Consider the following 18,024-nt stretch of genomic DNA (forward strand, 5'->3'; position numbering starts at 1 on the left):
CCCTCCTATTCGGCCGGCTGCAGGGCGGGCGCGGCGCCCGGGATCGGGGCCTCGTCACGCTGGTAGCCGAGGATTGTCATGGTCACGTTGTAGGCCATGATGATCGCCCCCAGGAGGAACAGCCCGCCGCCGACGGCGCGCAGCACGTAGTAGGGGAACATGGCGGCGACGGTTTCGGCGAACGAGTAGACCAGGAAGCCCTGCTCGTCGTATTCGCGCCACATCAGGCCCTGCTGGATGCCGGCGACCCACATGACGGCCGCGTAGACGACGATGCCGAGGGTTGCGAGCCAGAAGTGCCAGTTGACCATGCGGATCGAGTAGAGCCGCTCGCGCTTCCACAGCTTCGGGACGAGGAAGTAGATCGCGCCGAAGGTGATGAGGCCGTTCCAGCCGAGCGCGCCCGAATGTACGTGGCCGATGGTCCAGTCCGTGTAGTGGCTGAGCGAGTTGACCGACTTGATCGACATCATCGGGCCTTCGAAGGTCGCCATGCCGTAGAAGGCGACGGCCATGACCATCATGCGCACGATCGGGTCGGTGCGGATCTTGTCCCAGGCGCCCGAGAGCGTCATCAGGCCGTTGATCATGCCGCCCCACGAGGGCATCCAGAGCATGACCGAGAAGACCATGCCGAGCGTCTGCGCCCAGTCCGGCAGCGCCGTATAGTGCAGGTGGTGCGGGCCGGCCCAGATATACATGAAGATCAGGGCCCAGAAGTGGATGATCGACAGGCGGTAGGAATAGACCGGACGGTTCACCTGCTTCGGGATGAAGTAGTACATCATGCCGAGGAAGCCGGCCGTCAGGAAGAAGCCTACGGCATTATGGCCGTACCACCACTGCGTCAGCGCATCCTGCACGCCCGAGAAGGCCGAGTAGCTCTTCGAGCCGAGGAACGAGACCGGGATCGCCAGGTTGTTGACGATGTGCAGCATGGCGATCGTCACGATGAACGACAGGAAGAACCAGTTCGCCACGTAGATGTGCGGTTCCTTGCGCGTCATGATCGTGCCGAGGAAGGCGACCAGATAGGCGACCCAGACGATGGTCAGCCAGAGGTCGACATACCATTCCGGCTCGGCATACTCGCGGCCCTGCGTGACGCCGAGCAGGTAGCCGGTGGCGGCCATGACGATGAAGAGCTGGTAGCCCCAGAACACGAACCAGCCGAGATTGCCGCCGAAGAGGCGCGCCCGCGAGGTGCGCTGCACGACGTAGAAGGACGTCGCGATCAGCGCATTGCCGCCGAAGGCGAAGATCACGGCCGAGGTGTGCAGCGGACGCGTGCGGCCGAAATTCAGCCAGGGCTCGATGTTGAGGTCGGGGAAGGCAAGCTGCAGCGCCACGAAGACGCCGACGAGGAAGCCGACGACGCCCCAGAACACCGTCGCGATGACGCCGTATTTGATGACCTCGTCGAAATAGCCGCCGTCATCCTGCGAGGATGGGGCTGGGCCGGCAGGCACGAAGGACACGCGCCGCACCATGACGAGCGTGCTGGCGAGCAGCACGAAGAAGAGGACCCACATATGGGCCTCGAAGAGCTTGTCCTGGGCGAAGGCCACACCGAGCAGCGCAAGGAAGGCGCCGACGGCCAGGACGATTGTTTCCGTTATGTATTTCATCGTTGGCATCCCCCAACCGGTCAAAGTACCGCAACGCCCGGTTCCCGCACGGAATCGGCCATTGCGCTCCATGGAGCCATCGCAGATGCGCGAGCCCGTATCCTTGACTTGGATCAAGGCGCGGATCGGAAGGTGGCGGCATCAAGGGACAGGTTGACGCAGCCGCGCGTCGAAAACACCGCGGCCCTCCCCTCAACGAGGAAGCACGACATGACGGATTACGCTGGCATCGCCCGGTTGCTCTCGGATCGCCCGACGGACACCGCTTCACTGGACTGGCTGAAAAAGGCCCATGACGCCCAGCTGGCGCTTTGTAGCGCACTGGAAGAAATCGCCGACAGCCTGCCGGCCAATATCAACCGGCAGAAATGCATCTACGCGGCCAAGTCCCTGATCCCGCTGATCAACGGCATCCACCGCTATGAAGAGGAAGCCCTGTTCCCCATGCTGGAAACGCAGGCATCGGGCGGCGAGGAAATGGCCGGGACGATCGCCCGCCTGAAATTCGAGCATGTCGAGGACGAGTGCTTCGCGGAAGAGCTGACCGACACGCTGACGCGCCTCGGCAGCGGTGACGACAGCGTGAACGCGGAAGCCGCAGGCTACATGCTTCGCGGCTTCTTCGAATCCATCCGGCGCCACATCGCCTTCGAACAGCGGTTCATGCTGCCCGAAGCGGGCCTTGCGTCCTAGGTTTCAGGCCGCCATCGGATCGCGGAACTCCAGCATGTCCTGGAGCACGACGATGGCGCCCAGCACATGCCCGGCCACCGACATGCAGGGCGTCATCCGGCAACGGGTCATGCCCTTGCCCGGGCGGGTGGACATATAGTCGTATTCCACCGCCTCGCCCGTAAAACAGCGATCCAGGTGCCGCTTCAGCAGGTTTTCGAAACGCGGGCGGCCGATGAATTCGGCGATATGCCGCCCGACGAGATCGATGGGCTTGCCGCCGAAGCGCTCCGCATTCAACGGGTTGGAATAGATGTAGCGATAGTCGGTGGTGACGACCGCCACACGATCCGGCAGGCTGTCGAGGATCGCCTCGTTGAGCAGCCCATCCTCCATGACGCGCGGCGCCGCAACGGGGCGAACTCCGGGGGACGGCCTGAAGCCGAGGAACGCGGCGCCCTCTTCGGTGCCGAAATAGCGGTCAAGCAGCAGCTTGAAATGGCGTGCCTGCCGGAGCACGCAAGCCTTGTCTTCCGCCTCCTCCCGCAAAAGATCCACGAAGAACTGGAATTGGGAGCGGAATTCGGAGGCGTCGCTCGCCTCCTTCTGCAGGACGGCCAGCAAGGCCGTTTCGATTTCCCTGTCCAGCATGGCGATGAGCTTTTCGTCTCCCGCCCTCACCGCATGCTGAAGTTGCGAATACTTAAACCAGAACAACCCTACAAGAGCTTTCAAATCATGCTCCATGAATTGCTGAGAACTACAGCAATTGCATCATCATTTTACTTATCGTGTCCGAATCGAAAGCTCTTTTTTGACTCTACCCTCCGTCAAACCACTGCCAAAGCGGGCGGCTCGATAAAATCATATAAGCGGAGGGAGATATGTCAAACCCATAATGGGACAGAAAACACGTAAATGGCGTGGCCGGATATGCTCAGCCGGAGAAATGAAGAAAGGAATTGGAAGCCATCAAGTATTAAGACTGCGCTTGATGTTCCAGCGGTCGTGATACCACAGCCACTGGCCGGGATATTCGCGCACCCATTGCTCCACCTTGTCGTTGAGCATCTGGGCCGTCGCATCGACATCGACCGCGCCGTTCGCCTTGCGGGGGACCGCCATCGCCGGTTCCAGCTCCAGCCGGTAGCGGTTGCCCGGAAGGCGGATGCAGCGCGCCGGATAGACTTCGCAGTCGAACTGGCGGACGAGCTTGGCCAGCAGCGGATTGGTCTGCACGTCGCGGCCGAAGAACTTCGTATAAAGCCCCTTGCGGAACTTCTGGTCGACCAGAACCCCAACAGGCTGTCCCGCTTCGAGCTTGCGGGCAAGCGTGAAGGACGAACCGGCATGGGAGGGCACAAGCTGCCCCATCCGGGCCTTGCGGAACTCGAACACCTTCTCGGCAACGTAGGGATTATTCGGCGGGCGGAAGAGCACCGTCACGTCCAGCCCGAAGGCCGCACCAGCGACCGGAAGCAGCTCGAAATTGCCCGTATGGGCCGTGAAGACGATGAAAGGCCGCGGATTGTCGCGCAGGTCCTTGAAAAGCGGAATGCCGGAGACCTCGATGCGGCCGGGTTCCGTCTTCTCCGGGTCGAAATCGAACAGGCGATCTAGAAAGACATACTCGGCGGCAAGCCGGCCCATATTGCCCCAGGCATCGAGCGCGATCGCCTCGATCTCCGCCTCGGGCTTTTCCGGATAGGCGTTTCGCAGGTTCGTCAGCGTCAGCGTGTGACGCTTGGTTTTCGGCCCGATCCAGCGCGCGACGCGGTCGGCGAAATTGATCGCACCATCGGCCGGCAGCAGCTTCAGGAGATTGAGCAGGCCGAAGGCGAACTGCGCAATGAACCAGTCCTTCGAATTGCGCAGCGCCAGGACGAGGCGGGTGATCAGCATCCGCAACGGCGTCAGTCCAGCTTCAGGACGATCTTGCCGAAGATCTGGCGCGATTCCATGCGCTCCAGCGCCGTTTCGATGCCATCGAAGGTGACTTCCGTGTCGATGACCGGATGCACGATGCCGCGCGCCATCTTCTGCATGGCATCCGCCATGTTCTCCATGCGGCAGCCGAAGGAGCCGAGGAGCTTGAGCTGCTGTTGGAACAGCATCATCAGGTTCATGTCGGTGGAAACGCCCGAGGTGGAGCCGCAGGTGACGAGGCGGCCGCCGCGCTTGAGGCAGAGCATGGAGCCTGCCCAGGTATCCTTGCCGACATGCTCGAAGACGACGTCGACGCCCTTCTTCTTCGTCAGCTTGCGCACGACGCCCTCGAAGCGGTCTTCGCGATAATTGATGACGTGGTCGGCGCCAAGGGCCTTGGCCTTCTCGATCTTGTCGTTCGAGCCGACCGTGGTGATGACGGTGCAGCCGATCTTCTTGGCAAGCTGGATCGCCGCCGTGCCGATGCCCGAGCCGCCGGCATGGACGAGGATCGTCTCGCCGGGTTCGAGCTTGGCATTGTCGAACAGCATGTGCTCGACCGTGCCGAAGGTGACGGGCGCGAGCGCCGCGGCGACGGCATCGATGCCGGGCGGTGCCGGAACCAGCAGGCGGGCGGGAAGGTTTACCTTCTCCTGCGCAAAGCCATCGAGATGGAAGCCGTAGACGCCACCGACATGTTCGCACAGGTTGTCACGCTTCTCGCGGCAGGGCTTGCAGAGCCCGCAGGTGCGCGCACCATAGATCGAGACGAGCTGGCCGGGCAGAACATTGGAAACGCCGGGGCCGAGGGCCTCGACGACGCCGGCCGCTTCCGCGCCGATGACCAGCGGCATCTTGCGCTTGGCGAAGGCCATGCCGCGCCAGCCCCAGACATCGATATGGTTGAGGGCGACGGCCTTGACGCGCAGCGTCACCTCGCCCGGGCCGGGAGCTTCCGGTTCCGGGATATCGGTGATTTCGAGCTTGCGGTCGTCGAGAAGCTGGAGGGCGCGCATGGTAGAATTCCTATCAGGCCGGTTCGGCCGTCATCACGAGGCTGGCGTTCTGGCCGCCGAAGCCGAAGGAGTTGGACAGAACCGCCGTGACGCGCGCATCGCGCTTCACGTTCGGCACGACATCCAGCTGGATCGTCGGGTCGGGATTCGTGTAGTTGATGGTGGGCGGCAGGGTGCCGGTCAGCATCGTCTGGATCGAGAACACCGCCTCGACCGCGCCGGCGGCCGTCAGCGTGTGGCCGATCATCGACTTGTTGGACGAGACCGGGATATTCGCCAGCTTGTCGCCGAAAACGGTCGACATGGAGAGATACTCCATCTTGTCGTTCTCGGGCGTCGAGGTGCCGTGGGCATTGATGTAGCCGATGCCGCTTTCGTCGATGCCGGCGTCTTCCAGAGCCGCACGGATCGTCGCGATGGCGGGGCCGCCGTCCGGCGAGGAGCGCGTGCGGTGGAAATGATCGGCCTTCTCGCCGCAGCCCTTGAGGATGCCGAGCACCTTGGCGCCGCGAGCGATGGCCGATTCCAGCGATTCCAGCACCAGCGTCGCCGCGCCTTCGGCAATGACGAAGCCGTCACGATCCTTGCTGAACGGCTTGGAGGCCTTGGTCGGAGGATCGTTCTGCGTGGAGAGCGCCGAGAGCAGCGCGAAGCGGATCAGCGCCTCGGCCGTCACCGAGCCGTCTGTGCCGACGGTCAGCGCGCGGTCGGTGCGGCCCTGGCGGATCGCCTCGACACCGAGCTGGATGGCCGTCGCTCCGGAAGCGCAGGCGGTCGACAGCGTCACCGGAAGGCCCCGCGTGCCGTAGCGGTCGGAAAGACGCTCGGAAATGGAGCCGAAGGCCCAGGCTTCATGCAGCGCCGGGCTGGGATTGTCGCGCAGCACGGCGAGGAAGCGGTCATAGGCATCGCCCGGACGCTGCGAGGCCGGCGCGCGGTCGGCAAGCGCGAAGCGGTCGCGCCAGTCCGGCTCGATCGGCGGGGCAGCGAGGAAGAGCGGGCCGCCGAACGCGCCGGAGATACCGGCCTGTGCCAGCGCCTCGTCGGTCGTTTCGCGGGCATAGGCATAGGAGCGCTCGACCGGGTTTTCGACCGGCACGTCGATGAAATCGACCGTGCCGGAAATACGGGTGTTCAGCCCGTCGACCGGGAAGCGGGTGATGTCATGGATACCCGAGACGCCGCCGGTGAGCGCGGCCCAGTTGTCCTTGAGGCCCTGCCCGAGCGACGTGACGACGCCCATGCCTGTCACGACGACGATGGGGCGACCGAGATGATCCCTGTAAGCGGCATTCGTCATGGCCGGAACCTCACTTCTCTGCGGAAAGGATTGCGACGCCCTCGCCGCGCGAATGGCCGACCGTCGTGACGACGGCGGTGGCGGCGGGAGCGCTCATGGCGGCCTCGACGGCCGTATCGAACGGCGCGACCTTGACGCCCGCACCGAGCGTCAGCGCGGCGAGCGAGAGGCCGAGCGGGAACTGCGCTTCGAGCGACTGGCCGATGACGGCGCTGTAGCCGCGCACCGCGCTGCCGGCGAAACGCTGGTCGAGCCAGGCCTTTTCGCGGGCCGTCGCGTCATGCGCGCCGGATGCGCCGGAGAAGACGACGGTCTCGTTGCCCGCCGAAGCGCCTTCGGCAAGACGCTCGAGACGCGCTTCCAGCCGGCCTTCGTCACGCGCGCCGCGATCGCCGCCGATGGCGTCGATGGTCGCGTAGATGCGCGCGCCGCGGGCTTCCGCATGTTCGCGGGATTCCAGGATGAGGAAGGCAGCGGCCGAGCCGGTGATGATGCCGCCGCCGGCATTCTCGTCACGCGACCAGAGCGGCGTCCAGCCGCCCGTCGCATGCGCGCCGATGGCTTCATAGAGCAGGATGACGTCCTGCCGCTCGGCAACCAGCGCGCTGCCGACAAGCGTATGGGTCGACTGGCCGGCACGGATGCGGTGGAAAGCGGTCTCGACGGCGCTGATGCCGGCAGCTTCCTCGCCCATGAAGGTACGCGACGAACCCGTGACCTTATGCACGATGGAGATATTGCCCGCGAGCAGGTTGGAGAGCTGCGCGAGGAACAGCGTCGGGCGCAGTTCCGTCGTCAGCTTCTCGTTGAGCAGGCGTTCGCGGTCGTTGCGCTTCAAGCCTTCGTCGACGATCAGCGAGTCGACCGTGATGTCGCGCTCGCCGCCGCCGGCCGCCACGATCATGTCCATCGTGCCGCAGGCATCTGCATCGTCCTTGAAGCCGGCATCGTCGAGCGCCAGGCCCGCGGCGAAGACGCCGAGACGCTGCCAGTTCTCCATCTGGCGCTGGTCGCCGCGCTTGGGTATCTGCTGGTTCCAGTCGATCTCCGGCATCGGATGGACCGGATAGGGCGCGAAGCGCTCCGTATCGATCTTCAGTTCCGGGGCCTTTGCGCTCCCCAGAATCTGCACATGGGCCTCGGCCCCGACACCGTGACAGGTGACGATGCCGACGCCGGTGATAACCACATCGTTCTTCGCCTTCGCCATGCTCACTTCCCTTCAGCAGACGCTGCCAGCGCCTCGAACAAACCCACCTCGCCCGCGCGCTTGCGCACGATATCGGCCAGCGGCACTTCGGCAAACGGCATGGTGCGCAGCTTGAGCTGCGCGTCGCACACCTTCTTGCCGGCCGACGTAATCTTGGTCTTCGTCACGGCATAACCCGATCCGTCATGCTCCAGCACGGCCTCGATGTCGAGTACCGCGTCGGGCTCGACGAAAGTGCGCATCTTGGCCCCGTCGACGCTCATCAGGAAAGGCATGGCCGCAAAATCGGATGCCGCCAGCACGAGGAAGCCGGAGGCCTGTGCCATGGTCTCGATGAGCAGCACGCCCGGAACGAGCGGCATGCCGGGGAAATGGCCCTCGAAGACCGGGCTCTTGGACGGAACGACGGAACGGGCCTTCAGCACGCGGCGCGCGCCATCGACGGCTTCCACCCGGTCGATCATCTGAAAATATTCTAGCAGCATCGGATATGCCTCCGCCGAAAACCGAAAGGCCTGCCGAAGACGGCAGGCCGATAGCCCCTTGCGCCGGGATCGTCCGGAACAGCGCCGCCAGCGGCGGCCGGGCGCCGTATGATCAGGCCTTGGCGGCCCGCAGTTCGTCGATCTTGGCGCAGAGGTTCTTCAGGACGAAGTATTCTTCCGTCGCAACCTTGCCTTCGTTGACGTCCTGCGTCCACTTTTCCAGCGGGATCTTGATGCCGAATTCCTTGTCGATCGCAAAGACGATGTCGAGGAAGTCCAGGCTGTCGATGCCGAGATCGTCGATCGTGTGGCTTTCCGGCGTGATCGTCTCGCGATCGATCTCGCTCGTTTCAGCAATGATGTCGGCAACCTTGTCGAATGTAGCAGTCACGCCCATACCTCATGAATCTATAGTTGGGCGATCCTATATGGAAATCCGATGCGATTGCCAATGGGGTTGATGAGGGCCCTGCATGATCTGCGCCCCTGTGTTGCGCAAAGAACATGCCCAAGCCCGCCGTCAGACCGCGATGGAATGCCGTCCCCGACCACTTGAAAGATGCGCATCGAACGCTGCCGCGACCGTGCGGGCGAAGGGCTTGCCCGCCCCCGTCAGCATGAACCTGTCCCCCTCGATGCGGCAAAGGCCGTCCCTGTCCGAAGCGGCGAAGCCGCAGGCCTCCGCCCGGATCGTCGCGGCGAAAAGCGGATGACGGATGGCAAGATCGGCAAAGGAAAAGCCGAAATCGCACATCACCCGTTCGATCACGAAGGCGCGGGCGCGGTCCTCGTCAGTCAGCGCATAGCCGCGGACGACGGCGACACCGCCCTCCTCCACCCGGCGCAGATATTCGCCGGTTGCCGGCATGTTCTGGAAATAGCCTTCCGGCAACTGGCCGATGGCCGATGCGCCGAGCCCGATCAGGGCATCGGCCTGGTCGTCGGTATAGCCCTGGAAATTGCGGCGAAGCGTGCCGTTGCGCGCAGCAACAGCGAGCCGATCGGCCGGCAGGGCGAAATGGTCGATGCCGACGGCCTCATAACCGGCGGCGACCAGCATTTCCCCGGCCATCGTCATCTGCTCAAAGCGGGCGACGACACCGGGCAGTGCAGCTTCGTCGATCATCGTCTGGTGCTTCTTCATCCACGGCACATGGGCATAGCCGAACAGCGCGATACGGTCGGGGCTAAGCGAGATGACGGCGCGCACCGTCTCCGCCAGCGTCTCCATCGTCTGGTATGGCAGGCCATAGAGAATATCGCAGTTCACCGAACGCACGCCCCTTTGCCGCGCCGCTTCCACGACGCCGCGCGTCTGCTCGAAGGTCTGGATGCGGTTGATCGCCTTCTGCACCTTCGGATCGAAATCCTGGATGCCGAGGCTGGCACGCGTCATGCCGATCGCGGCGAGCGCATCATGCCGCGCCTCATCCAGGTCGTTCGGATCCATCTCCACCGAGATTTCCGCCTCGGGCGAAAAGGCGAAGCTCCGCTCGAGACAGCGCTTCAGCGCCACCATGTCGTCCGGCCGCAGCAGCGTCGGCGAGCCGCCGCCGAAGTGCAGCGCCGTGACAGGCGCTTCCGGCGAGACGCACCGGCCGACGGCCGCGATCTCCGCATGAAGGCCCTTGAGGTAGGCTTCGACCGGCTCGTAACGAAGGGTCTGCTTGGTGTGGCAGGCGCAGAACCAGCAGAGCCGGTCGCAATAGGGAACATGCGCATAGAGCGACAGGCGGTTCGCCTTTCCCAGCCGTCCCAGCCCTTCCGTATAGACCTGCGGACCGATCCCCGCGTTGAAATGCGGGGCGGTCGGGTAGCTTGTATAGCGCGGAACCGGGGAAGAAAGGCGTCTTACGAGTGCGTCCTGCATGGAATATCTCCTTCGCATACGCAAATAACCCCGAAAGGCGCGCCGCCATTTGATTTTGATCAAGTGAAAGCCGGCGGGACTGCGCTACGATTTGACAATAGTCAGGAAGCGCTATTTTGCCGCGAGGCGGCACGCTTTATGTTCATGCCTGCGTGGGCTAGCACGGCATCGTTGCGTCGTCAGCCGCGGGGCGAAAGGAAAAGCCGACATGGAAGTTCGCCGTCAGGATATCCATAATTCCGACATTCCGCTGGTCTGCCGCGCCTGCGAGGCGCGCCATGGCGGCGTGTGCGGCGCGCTGACGGCCGAACAGCTCACCGAGCTCAACAAGCACTCCTCCCGCCACCGGCTGGAGACAGGCGCCGAGGTGATTGGCCAGGGCGAGACGATCGTCAATTATTCCAACATCATGCGCGGCGTGGTGAAGCTGACCAAGGTCATGGCAGACGGCCGTCAGCAGATCGTCGGCCTGCAGTTCGCCCCCGACTTCCTCGGCCGCCCTTTCCTGGAAGAGAGCGCGATCACCGCGGAAGCTGCCACCGAAAGCGAAGTCTGCAACTTCCCGCGCAACGTACTCGACCGCCTCGTCAGGCGGACGCCCGAGCTGGAGCACAAGCTGCACCGCCAGGCGCTCAAGGAGCTGGACGAGGCGCGCGACTGGATGCTGACCCTCGGCCGCAAGACGGCGCAGGAGAAGGTGGCGAGCTTCCTCTACCTCATCGCCACCCATATCGACCCGGAAAGCGTCGACATGTCGTCCTTCGACCTGCCGCTCTCACGCGCCGACATCGCCGACTTCCTCGGCCTCACCATCGAGACCGTCAGCCGCCAGTTCACCAAGCTGCGCAAGGAAAACGTCATCCGCATCGAGAACAACCGCCACGTCACCGTCCCCGACATGGACCGGCTGATGCGCTTTGCAGGCAACGACTGATCCATATCCTCAGCGCGAGATGACGATGCGGGTGTTCGAAAGCCCGCTGTTGTTCGCCAGCTGGAAGAACGTCGCGGCGTTCGAGGGATGCAGCCGCACGCAGCCGTGCGAGGCGGGGCGGCCGAGGCGTTTGGTGTCGAAGGTCGCATGCACCGCGTAGCCGCCGTTGAAGAAGATTGCATAGGGCATCGGCGCATTGTCGTACTTGCGCGAGCGGTGGTTGCGCGAGGCCCATTTCGCCTTCCACGCGCCCGTCGGCGTGCCGAAGCCCTTGCGGCCCGTCGAGACGCGCCAGCGGTGTTTCACGATACCGTTCTGAGTAACGATCATCGTCTGTGAAGAAAGGCTGACCTCCGCGACAAGGTTGGCGGAAAGTGCAGTCTCGGCCTGAAACAGGACCAGAAGGAATGCGACCGCGGTCGCAAGCAAGCCACGCATGATTTCCCCTCTATTCGTTCGCGCATGACATCGGCGCCATGTCTGACGGCAAGACAGACTATAGACGTTCCAGCCTTCCACAATATTGACGGGGGTGGAGAAAAGAAAACGAAGTTAATCGTTGCGCCTATATGGAGGCAGCAAGGCCTGCCGCCAGCAGCACCGTGACGGCAAGAACGGCGCAGGCGGCTGAGAAGATACGCAGCGACAGATCGATATCGGCGACCGTCGCGACGGTGCGACCGGCGGCGTTCATCATCGGTTCGTCGACGCGCGCGCCGCCATAGATGCGCGGACCTGCAAGGCCGATGCCGAGCGCGCCGGCCATGGCCGCTTCCGGCCAGCCGGAATTCGGCGAGCGGTGCAGGCCGGCATCGCGCAGCGCCGCGCCGATGGCCGCCCGCGCCGCCCGCCGGCCCTGCGCCAGCCATGCGCCAGCGGCGATGAAGAGGATCGACAGGCGCGCGGCGGGCCAGTTGGCAAGGTCGTCGAGCCGGGCGGAGGCCCAGCCGAAATCGAGATATTTCTCACTCCTGTGGCCGATCATCGAATCGGCCGTGTTGAGCATCTTGTAGGCAAGGAGGCCCGGCAGGCCGAGAAGCGCATACCAGAGTGCCGGGGCGACGACGCCGTCGGAAAAATTCTCGGCAAGGCTCTCGATCCCGGCGCGGCAGACGGCCGGCTCGTCGAGCGTCGCCGGATCGCGGCCGACGATCATCGACACGGCCCGCCGCCCGCCTTCGAGGCCGTCGTCCTTGAGGCCCGTCGAGACGGCGCGGACATGGTCGTGAAGGCTCTTCTGCGCGAGGAAGACGGCGACGACGACCACCTCGACAACCGCGCCGCCGACGCCGAGCGGCGCGAAAAGCCGGTGCAGGACGAAGCCGGCGAAAAGGCTGGCGGCAAGCAGCACGGCAATGCCGGCAGCGCCGTTGAAGCGCCGTGTCGCCGGCGAAAGGCGCTTGCCGTTGAAAAGCGCATCCATCCCCCCGATCGCCCGGCCGAACAGCACGACCGGATGCGGCACGCGCTGCCAGAGCCTGTCGGGATCGCCGACGAGACGATCCAGCAGCAGCGCGAAAAACAGGATCAGCAGCGTCTCCGTCATCGGCCCATCACATCCGCCAGCGCCGCGGCCAGCCGGCCATCCCCCGTGGCGTCGGGGGAAAGGCCGAACCGCAGCCATCGCGGATTATAATCGAAAGGACGCACCAGCACATGATGGCGGCAAAGGCCTTCATGGATCGCGGCGGCATCCGCATGATCCACCAGCGAAAAAAGGCCCGTTCCACCGGCAACAGTGAGGCCGGCAGCCGCCAGCACCGCGTCGAGCGCGGCCTTGCGCCCGTCGATGGCGCAGCGGATGGCGGACGTGTCGGAGGCCATGAGCGTGGTCGCGATCGTCAGCGCCGGGCCGGAGACAGCCCAGGGGCCGAGCCCGTCCTCGATGCGATCGATGACCGCCGCCTCGCCGATGGCGAAGCCGAGGCGGAGGCCGGCAAGGCCGAAGAACTTTCCGAAGGAGCGGAAGATGAGAAGGCCCGGTCTGTCGTCGCCGGCAAGCGGCGCGATGCAACCTTCCGGGCGCATGTCGCCGAAGGCCTCGTCGACGACGAGCAGGCCGCCCTTCGCGGCGACGCGCGCATGGAGCGACAGCAGCGCCTCGCGCGGGAAAAGCCGGCCGTCGGGATTGTTCGGATTGACGACAACGACGAGACCGTGCGCGGCCGTCACCGCATCGAGACTTGCAATCCGGTCCACTGCGACGCCGGCATTGGCGAGCACGCGGGCATATTCGCCATAGGTGGGGGAAAGCACAGCGGCGCGGCGGCCGGGCGAAACGAGGCGCGGCAGGAGCTGGATGGCTGACTGCGTACCGGGCACGGGAAGCGGAAGGGCTTGCGGCGTCGCATAATAACGCTGCGCGGCGATGCGGGCGGCATCCTGGCGGTGGCGATCCGGCAGGCGGTGCCAGGCGGCAATGTCCACCTCGGGAACGGCGACGGGATTGGGATTGATGCCGGTCGAAAGGTCGAGCCAGTCCTCGGGCCTTCCGCCGTAGCGGGCGGCGGCCGCGGCGATGCCGCCGCCGTGGACGATGCGCGGCGCGCTCATGCGGCCTCCGGTGCAAGGTCGATCAGGTGCATGTAGGAGCCGCTGACGGCACCCCTGCGAAGCCCGGCCATGCCGAGATCCTCGCCGACGGCATCCGTGACGGCGAAGAGCCGATCCGCCTCTCCCTCATGCGCGAGGGTCGAATAATGGAACTCGTGCGCCGTCATCGGCGCGGCAAAGCCGGACCCCGCCAGCGGCGTGACGCGGCGATAGCCGAGATGGCGGCGACGCTCGGCGAAGCTGGTGACGAGCGGCAACAGGCCGAGCATGGTATGGCGCGTTCCTGCTGCATCGACCAGCCCTTCCCCGAGTGTCATGTAGCCTCCGCATTCGCCATAGATACGCGCGCCACGGCGCGCGGCCTCCAGCATGCCCTGACGGAAACGGCCGGCATTGGCAAGCGTCCCGGCATGCAGTTCCGGATAACCTCCGGGCAGGTAGACCGCATCGGCATCGGCCGCGGGCGCCTCGTCGGCAAGCGGGGAGAAGGACGAAAGGCTCGCCCCCGCCATGCGCCAGCCGAGCAGCAGGTGCTGGTAGGTGAAAGCAAAGGCCCGGTCCTCGGCAATCGCGATGCGCTGGCCGAGCGGCGGAAGGTGCAAGACGGCAGAAGGCGGCAGGGAAGCGGCGCGGCCAGAAGCAAGGACGGCAAGACGGTCGAGATCGCAGTCACGGGCCACCACGCCGGCGGCATGTGTGATGAAGGCTTCCAGCGCCCCATGCTCCCCCGCCTGGACGAGGCCGAGATGCCGCTCCGGCAGGGCAAGCGCCGGATCGCTGCGCAGCACGCCGAAAATCGCGATGCCGGCGGTTTCCAGCGCCGCGCGCAGCATCGCCTCGTGCCGGGCGCTGCCCACTTTGTTGAGGATGACGCCGGCGACATGCACATCGCCGCGATGATCCCTGTATCCCCTCGCCAGCGCCGCGACGGACTGCGACAGGCGGCTGCAATCGATGACGAGCACCACGGGCAGGCCGAGCGTCGCGGCCAGATCGGCCGGCGCGCCCGTGCCGTCGGCCGCCCCGTCGAAGAGGCCCATCATCGCCTCGATGAGCAGGAATTCCCCCTCGCCCGCCTGATGGACGGCATTGGCGCGGATGAGGTCCGGACGCATGGCCCAGGGATCGTAGTTGAAGCAGGGCTTTCCGCTCGCCGCGGCATGGAAGGCCGGGTCGATATAATCCGGCCCCGCCTTGCCGGAAACGAGACGGAGGCCGGCATCGGCCAGCGCGCGGGCAAGGCCGAGCGTCACCGTCGTCTTGCCGGAGCCGGATGCGGGGGCGGCGATGAGCAGTCCGCTCATGCCGGATCCTTCCTTTCGCGCGAGCCGAAGGGATCGGGCGCGAGCCTGCGGCCGGCGGTCAGCGCGCCGATCCAGTCGAGCGAGGGGCGAAGGCGCACGACCTCGCCCACCACGACGATGGCGGGCGGCTCGATGCCGGCGGCGGCGACATCCGCCTCGGCGCGGGCGAGCGTCGTTTCCAGCACCGCCTGCTCGCTCGTCGCTGCATTGCAGACGAAGGCGACCGGCTCGTCCGGCGAGCGCCCGCCGGCGACGAGATTGGCGGCGATCTGGCCGATATGCTTCATCGCCATGTACATGACGATGACGGGAGACCCCTTGGCGATGCCCTCCCAATTGATACGATCCGGCACGAGGCCGGAGGAATCGTGCCCCGTCAGGAAGGTGACGGCATGGTTGACCTCGCGGTGCGTCACCGGAATGCCGGCATAGGCAAGCCCGCCGATGCCCGCCGTGATGCCCGGCACGATGCGGAAGGGAATGCCGTGCTCGACCAGCGTCAGCGCTTCCTCCCCGCCGCGCCCGAAGACGAAGGGATCGCCGCCCTTCAGCCGCAGCACGCGATGGCCGGCGCGGGCGAGCTCGACGAGCCGCAGCGAAATATCCCGCTGCTTGTGCGAGGGCTTGCCGCCGCGCTTTCCGGCAAATTCCAGCACGGCGCCGGGACGCGCCAGCGACAGGCAATCGGCATTGACCAGCGCGTCATGCACGACGACATCGGCCTGTTGCAGCGCATTGGCGGCATGGAGCGTCAGGAGGCCCGGATCGCCGGGGCCTGCGCCGACGAGCCAGACGGTGCCTCTTTCCATCGGCGGGAGGGCGGAGAACAGGGCGTGCATCAGATGTGCTCCCGGTTTGAATCGAAATGCGAGGACATGGAATCGCCTTGCGAGGAAACCGCGACAAGCGATTGAAAGGATTCAGCCACCGCCGCCGTGGCGTGGGCGGATTTCGTCTTCTCCACGACCAGCCGCCCGCCCGCACCTGCCTGCGCCAGCGCCGCCGCCTCGGCAACGCCGTGGCAGCCCGCATGGGCAAAGACGATCTGCGACGGATTGGCAAGCCGCGGCGTTTCGGTTTCGAGGCGCGCGGCGGAGAAGGTCACGAGCGGCACGGAAAAATGCCGCGCGACGGCCAGCATGGCCGGCTCTTCGGCGCGCATGTCCAGCGTCGCGACGAAGGCGATATCCTCCGGCCGGGTCACGATGGAAATGGCGAGATCGACGAGTTCGCCCGGTGGCGTTCCGCGCTCGCAGCCAAGGCCGAGAACGAGCGGTCGTCGTCCGGTGTCGGGTAATGGGGCCTCGGCACTCATGGCGGTCTCTTGCTAAATTCCACGCGAAAGAGCCCGGCCTTGCCGTTTCCGACAGCTCCGGATGAAGCCCCTCTGGGTCAGCCGCACCGGACACCGCTCGGCCCGCTCGGGGCACCGTCGCGTCTCCTTAGTATCGAAGGGCGAAAGGCCGGTCAAACCGGATCGGCGGATCGCCGGCAGGCTTTGCTTTTGTCATGCAGTCTGACAGAAGAACGGCAGACCCCTCGTTTTCCCGAGTCCCGCCGTGGCCGATATCGCCCTCCACCTTCTCGTCTTCCTGTTCTTCGCCGCCTTCCTCGCCGGCTTCATCGATTCGATTGCCGGCGGCGGCGGCATGATCACCATTCCAGCCATGCTGCTCGCCGGCATTCCACCGCTGGAAACGCTCGGCACCAACAAGCTGCAATCGCTCTTCGGCTCGGGATCGGCGACGCTCGCCTATGCGCGCGCCGGCCATGTGCGGCTCACCGAGCAATCACCGATGGCCGCGCTCTCGGCGTTCGGCGCGGTTTTCGGGGCTTTGCTGGCGACGGTGGTTCCGGGCGACGTACTGAAGGCGATCCTGCCCTTCCTGCTGGTGGCCATCGCGGTCTATTTCGGGCTGAAGCCGAATATCGGCGACGTGGACAAGCACCGGCGCATGAGCGTCTTCCTCTTCACCGTCACCATCGTGCCGGCGATCGGCTTCTATGACGGCGTCTTCGGCCCGGGCACCGGCTCGTTCTTCATGCTGGCCTTCGTGACGCTTGCCGGCTTCGGCGTCCTGAAGGCGACGGCGCATACCAAGCTCCTGAACTTCGGCTCCAATGTCGGCGCCTTCGCCGTGTTCCTGCTCTACGGCGTCGTGCTTTGGAAGGTCGGCCTCGTCATGGGCGCCGGCCAGTTCCTCGGCGCGCAGGCCGGCTCGCGCGTGGCGATGAAGAGCGGCGCGAAGATCATCAAGCCGCTTCTCGTCGTCACCTCCATCGCGCTCGCTATCCGCCTGATGGCCGATCCGAGCCATCCGCTGCGGGTGTGGCTCGGCTGGTAGGCCGCACGGCCCCTCACCTGCCTGCCGGCATCCTCTCCCCGCAAGCGGGGCGAGGAGCGCCGGGCGCGCCGTTCTGCTCCCTTCTCCCCGCAGCCAAGGAGAAGGTCCCGGCAGGGGGATGAGGGGCGAAACCTTCCCTCAGTACTCCACGCCCTGCTGCGCCTTGATGCCCGAGCGGAACGGGTGCCTCAGGAGCTCCATCTCGGTCGCAAGATCGGCGATCTCGATCAGTTCTTCCTTGGCGTTGCGGCCCGTCAGCACGACATGGGTCATGTAGGGCTTCTCGGTCTTCAGGAAGTCGACGACCTCCCTGATGTCGATATAGTCGTAGCGCAGCGCGATGTTGATCTCGTCGAGCAGCACCATGGAATTGCGCTCGTCGCGAATGAGTTCCTTAGCCTTTTCCCACGCCTTCTGCGCCATCGCCACGTCGCGGGCGCGGTCCTGCGTCTCCCAGGTGAAGCCCTCGCCGAGCGTGAAGAACTGGCAGAGATCGGCAAAATGCGCCTCGATCAGGTCGCGCTCTCCCGTCACCATAGCGCCCTTGATGAACTGCACGACGGCGCAGGGCTTCCCGTGGGCGATATGGCGGAAGATCATGCCGAAGCCGGCGGTCGACTTGCCCTTGCCCTTGCCGGTATGGACGATGACGAGGCCCTTCTCGTCCGTCTTGGTCGCCATGATCTTCTCGCGCGCCTGCTTCTTCTTCGCCATCTTCTCCGAATGGCGGGCAAGCTCGGCTTCGCTCATGCCGGCGGTTTCGTCGTGGTTGTCTGTCATG

The 18,024-nt window shown here is 65.2% G+C and carries 19 protein-coding genes; 3 read left to right on the forward strand and 16 right to left on the reverse strand.

The annotated features are described in order from the left end of the window. Window positions 1-5: 5 nt before the first annotated feature. Window positions 6-1,628, reverse strand: coding sequence for a cytochrome-c oxidase, cbb3-type subunit I (gene ccoN / locus ACZ48C_RS08895; protein ID WP_318912225.1), 1,623 nt, complete (start codon window positions 1,626-1,628; stop codon window positions 6-8). A gap of 210 nt (window positions 1,629-1,838) precedes the next feature. Here ccoN and ACZ48C_RS08900 point away from each other — a divergent pair, with 210 nt between their 5' ends. Next, the gene (locus tag ACZ48C_RS08900) at window positions 1,839-2,321 is read left to right on the forward strand and encodes a hemerythrin domain-containing protein (RefSeq protein ID WP_464780875.1); all 483 of its coding nucleotides are present in this window, start codon (window positions 1,839-1,841) and stop codon (window positions 2,319-2,321) included. A gap of 3 nt (window positions 2,322-2,324) precedes the next feature. Here the strand turns inward: ACZ48C_RS08900 and ACZ48C_RS08905 are convergent, their stop codons facing one another. The 8 genes from ACZ48C_RS08905 to hemN all read right to left on the reverse strand — a co-directional run bounded on the left by ACZ48C_RS08905 (window position 2,325) and on the right by hemN (window position 10,107). Beyond that, window positions 2,325-2,951, reverse strand: coding sequence for a PAS domain-containing protein (locus ACZ48C_RS08905; protein ID WP_424547545.1), 627 nt, complete (start codon window positions 2,949-2,951; stop codon window positions 2,325-2,327). 321 nt (window positions 2,952-3,272) lie between these two features. Continuing rightward, window positions 3,273-4,202, reverse strand: coding sequence for a lipid A biosynthesis lauroyl acyltransferase (locus ACZ48C_RS08910; RefSeq protein ID WP_464780876.1), 930 nt, complete (start codon window positions 4,200-4,202; stop codon window positions 3,273-3,275). Window positions 4,203-4,213: 11 nt separating this feature from the next. Next, window positions 4,214-5,242 carry a zinc-binding dehydrogenase gene (locus tag ACZ48C_RS08915; RefSeq protein WP_160784505.1) on the reverse strand — a complete coding sequence of 343 codons (1,029 nt, stop codon included), beginning with the start codon at window positions 5,240-5,242 and terminating at the stop codon, window positions 4,214-4,216. Between the two features lie 13 nt (window positions 5,243-5,255). Further along, window positions 5,256-6,542 carry a beta-ketoacyl-ACP synthase gene (locus tag ACZ48C_RS08920; RefSeq protein ID WP_464780877.1) on the reverse strand — a complete coding sequence of 429 codons (1,287 nt, stop codon included), beginning with the start codon at window positions 6,540-6,542 and terminating at the stop codon, window positions 5,256-5,258. A gap of 10 nt (window positions 6,543-6,552) precedes the next feature. Then, window positions 6,553-7,752, reverse strand: coding sequence for a beta-ketoacyl-ACP synthase (locus ACZ48C_RS08925; protein WP_464780878.1), 1,200 nt, complete (start codon window positions 7,750-7,752; stop codon window positions 6,553-6,555). Between the two features lie 2 nt (window positions 7,753-7,754). Beyond that, on the reverse strand, window positions 7,755-8,237 hold the full coding sequence (locus tag ACZ48C_RS08930) for a 3-hydroxyacyl-ACP dehydratase FabZ family protein (RefSeq protein ID WP_119256118.1): 483 nt from the start codon (window positions 8,235-8,237) through the stop codon (window positions 7,755-7,757). Between the two features lie 112 nt (window positions 8,238-8,349). Beyond that, window positions 8,350-8,634 carry an acyl carrier protein gene (locus tag ACZ48C_RS08935; protein WP_119256117.1) on the reverse strand — a complete coding sequence of 95 codons (285 nt, stop codon included), beginning with the start codon at window positions 8,632-8,634 and terminating at the stop codon, window positions 8,350-8,352. Window positions 8,635-8,757: 123 nt separating this feature from the next. After that, complete coding sequence (gene hemN / locus ACZ48C_RS08940) at window positions 8,758-10,107, reverse strand: oxygen-independent coproporphyrinogen III oxidase (protein ID WP_464780879.1); 1,350 nt, start codon at window positions 10,105-10,107, stop codon at window positions 8,758-8,760. Window positions 10,108-10,315: 208 nt separating this feature from the next. Here hemN and ACZ48C_RS08945 point away from each other — a divergent pair, with 208 nt between their 5' ends. Continuing rightward, window positions 10,316-11,041 (forward strand): Crp/Fnr family transcriptional regulator, encoded by a 726-nt coding sequence (locus ACZ48C_RS08945; RefSeq protein ID WP_119256115.1) that lies wholly within the window; start codon window positions 10,316-10,318, stop codon window positions 11,039-11,041. A gap of 9 nt (window positions 11,042-11,050) precedes the next feature. Here the strand turns inward: ACZ48C_RS08945 and ACZ48C_RS08950 are convergent, their stop codons facing one another. From ACZ48C_RS08950 to ACZ48C_RS08975, 6 genes are all read right to left on the reverse strand, one after another. Then, entirely contained in the window at window positions 11,051-11,479 is a 429-nt protein-coding gene (locus ACZ48C_RS08950) for a L,D-transpeptidase (protein WP_119256114.1), read from the reverse strand. Between the two features lie 127 nt (window positions 11,480-11,606). Continuing rightward, window positions 11,607-12,587, reverse strand: a complete 981-nt coding sequence (cbiB, locus tag ACZ48C_RS08955) for an adenosylcobinamide-phosphate synthase CbiB (RefSeq protein ID WP_464780880.1) — start codon at window positions 12,585-12,587, stop codon at window positions 11,607-11,609. After that, window positions 12,584-13,594: a threonine-phosphate decarboxylase CobD gene (gene cobD / locus ACZ48C_RS08960; protein ID WP_464780881.1), complete on the reverse strand. Its 1,011-nt coding sequence runs from the start codon at window positions 13,592-13,594 to the stop codon at window positions 12,584-12,586. Before cobD ends, cbiB begins: the two co-directional genes overlap by 4 nt. After that, window positions 13,591-14,898 (reverse strand): cobyrinate a,c-diamide synthase, encoded by a 1,308-nt coding sequence (locus ACZ48C_RS08965; RefSeq protein ID WP_464780882.1) that lies wholly within the window; start codon window positions 14,896-14,898, stop codon window positions 13,591-13,593. The genes cobD and ACZ48C_RS08965 overlap by 4 nt, the downstream gene beginning before the upstream one ends. After that, a complete protein-coding gene (gene cobA / locus ACZ48C_RS08970; protein WP_464780883.1) occupies window positions 14,895-15,737 on the reverse strand; it encodes a uroporphyrinogen-III C-methyltransferase in 843 nt (280 codons plus the stop codon). The genes ACZ48C_RS08965 and cobA overlap by 4 nt, the downstream gene beginning before the upstream one ends. Then, window positions 15,737-16,213 (reverse strand): cobalamin biosynthesis protein, encoded by a 477-nt coding sequence (locus ACZ48C_RS08975; protein ID WP_464780884.1) that lies wholly within the window; start codon window positions 16,211-16,213, stop codon window positions 15,737-15,739. The genes cobA and ACZ48C_RS08975 overlap by 1 nt, the downstream gene beginning before the upstream one ends. A 244-nt stretch (window positions 16,214-16,457) precedes the next feature. On the opposite strand from ACZ48C_RS08975, the gene ACZ48C_RS08980 reads away from it, so the two are divergent. Further along, complete coding sequence (locus ACZ48C_RS08980) at window positions 16,458-17,243, forward strand: TSUP family transporter (RefSeq protein WP_464780885.1); 786 nt, start codon at window positions 16,458-16,460, stop codon at window positions 17,241-17,243. 138 nt (window positions 17,244-17,381) lie between these two features. Here the strand turns inward: ACZ48C_RS08980 and cobO are convergent, their stop codons facing one another. After that, window positions 17,382-18,023 (reverse strand): cob(I)yrinic acid a,c-diamide adenosyltransferase, encoded by a 642-nt coding sequence (gene cobO, locus ACZ48C_RS08985; protein WP_464780886.1) that lies wholly within the window; start codon window positions 18,021-18,023, stop codon window positions 17,382-17,384. Window position 18,024 lies beyond the last annotated feature (1 nt).

Source organism: Shinella sp. 1A1, from assembly GCF_055379515.1.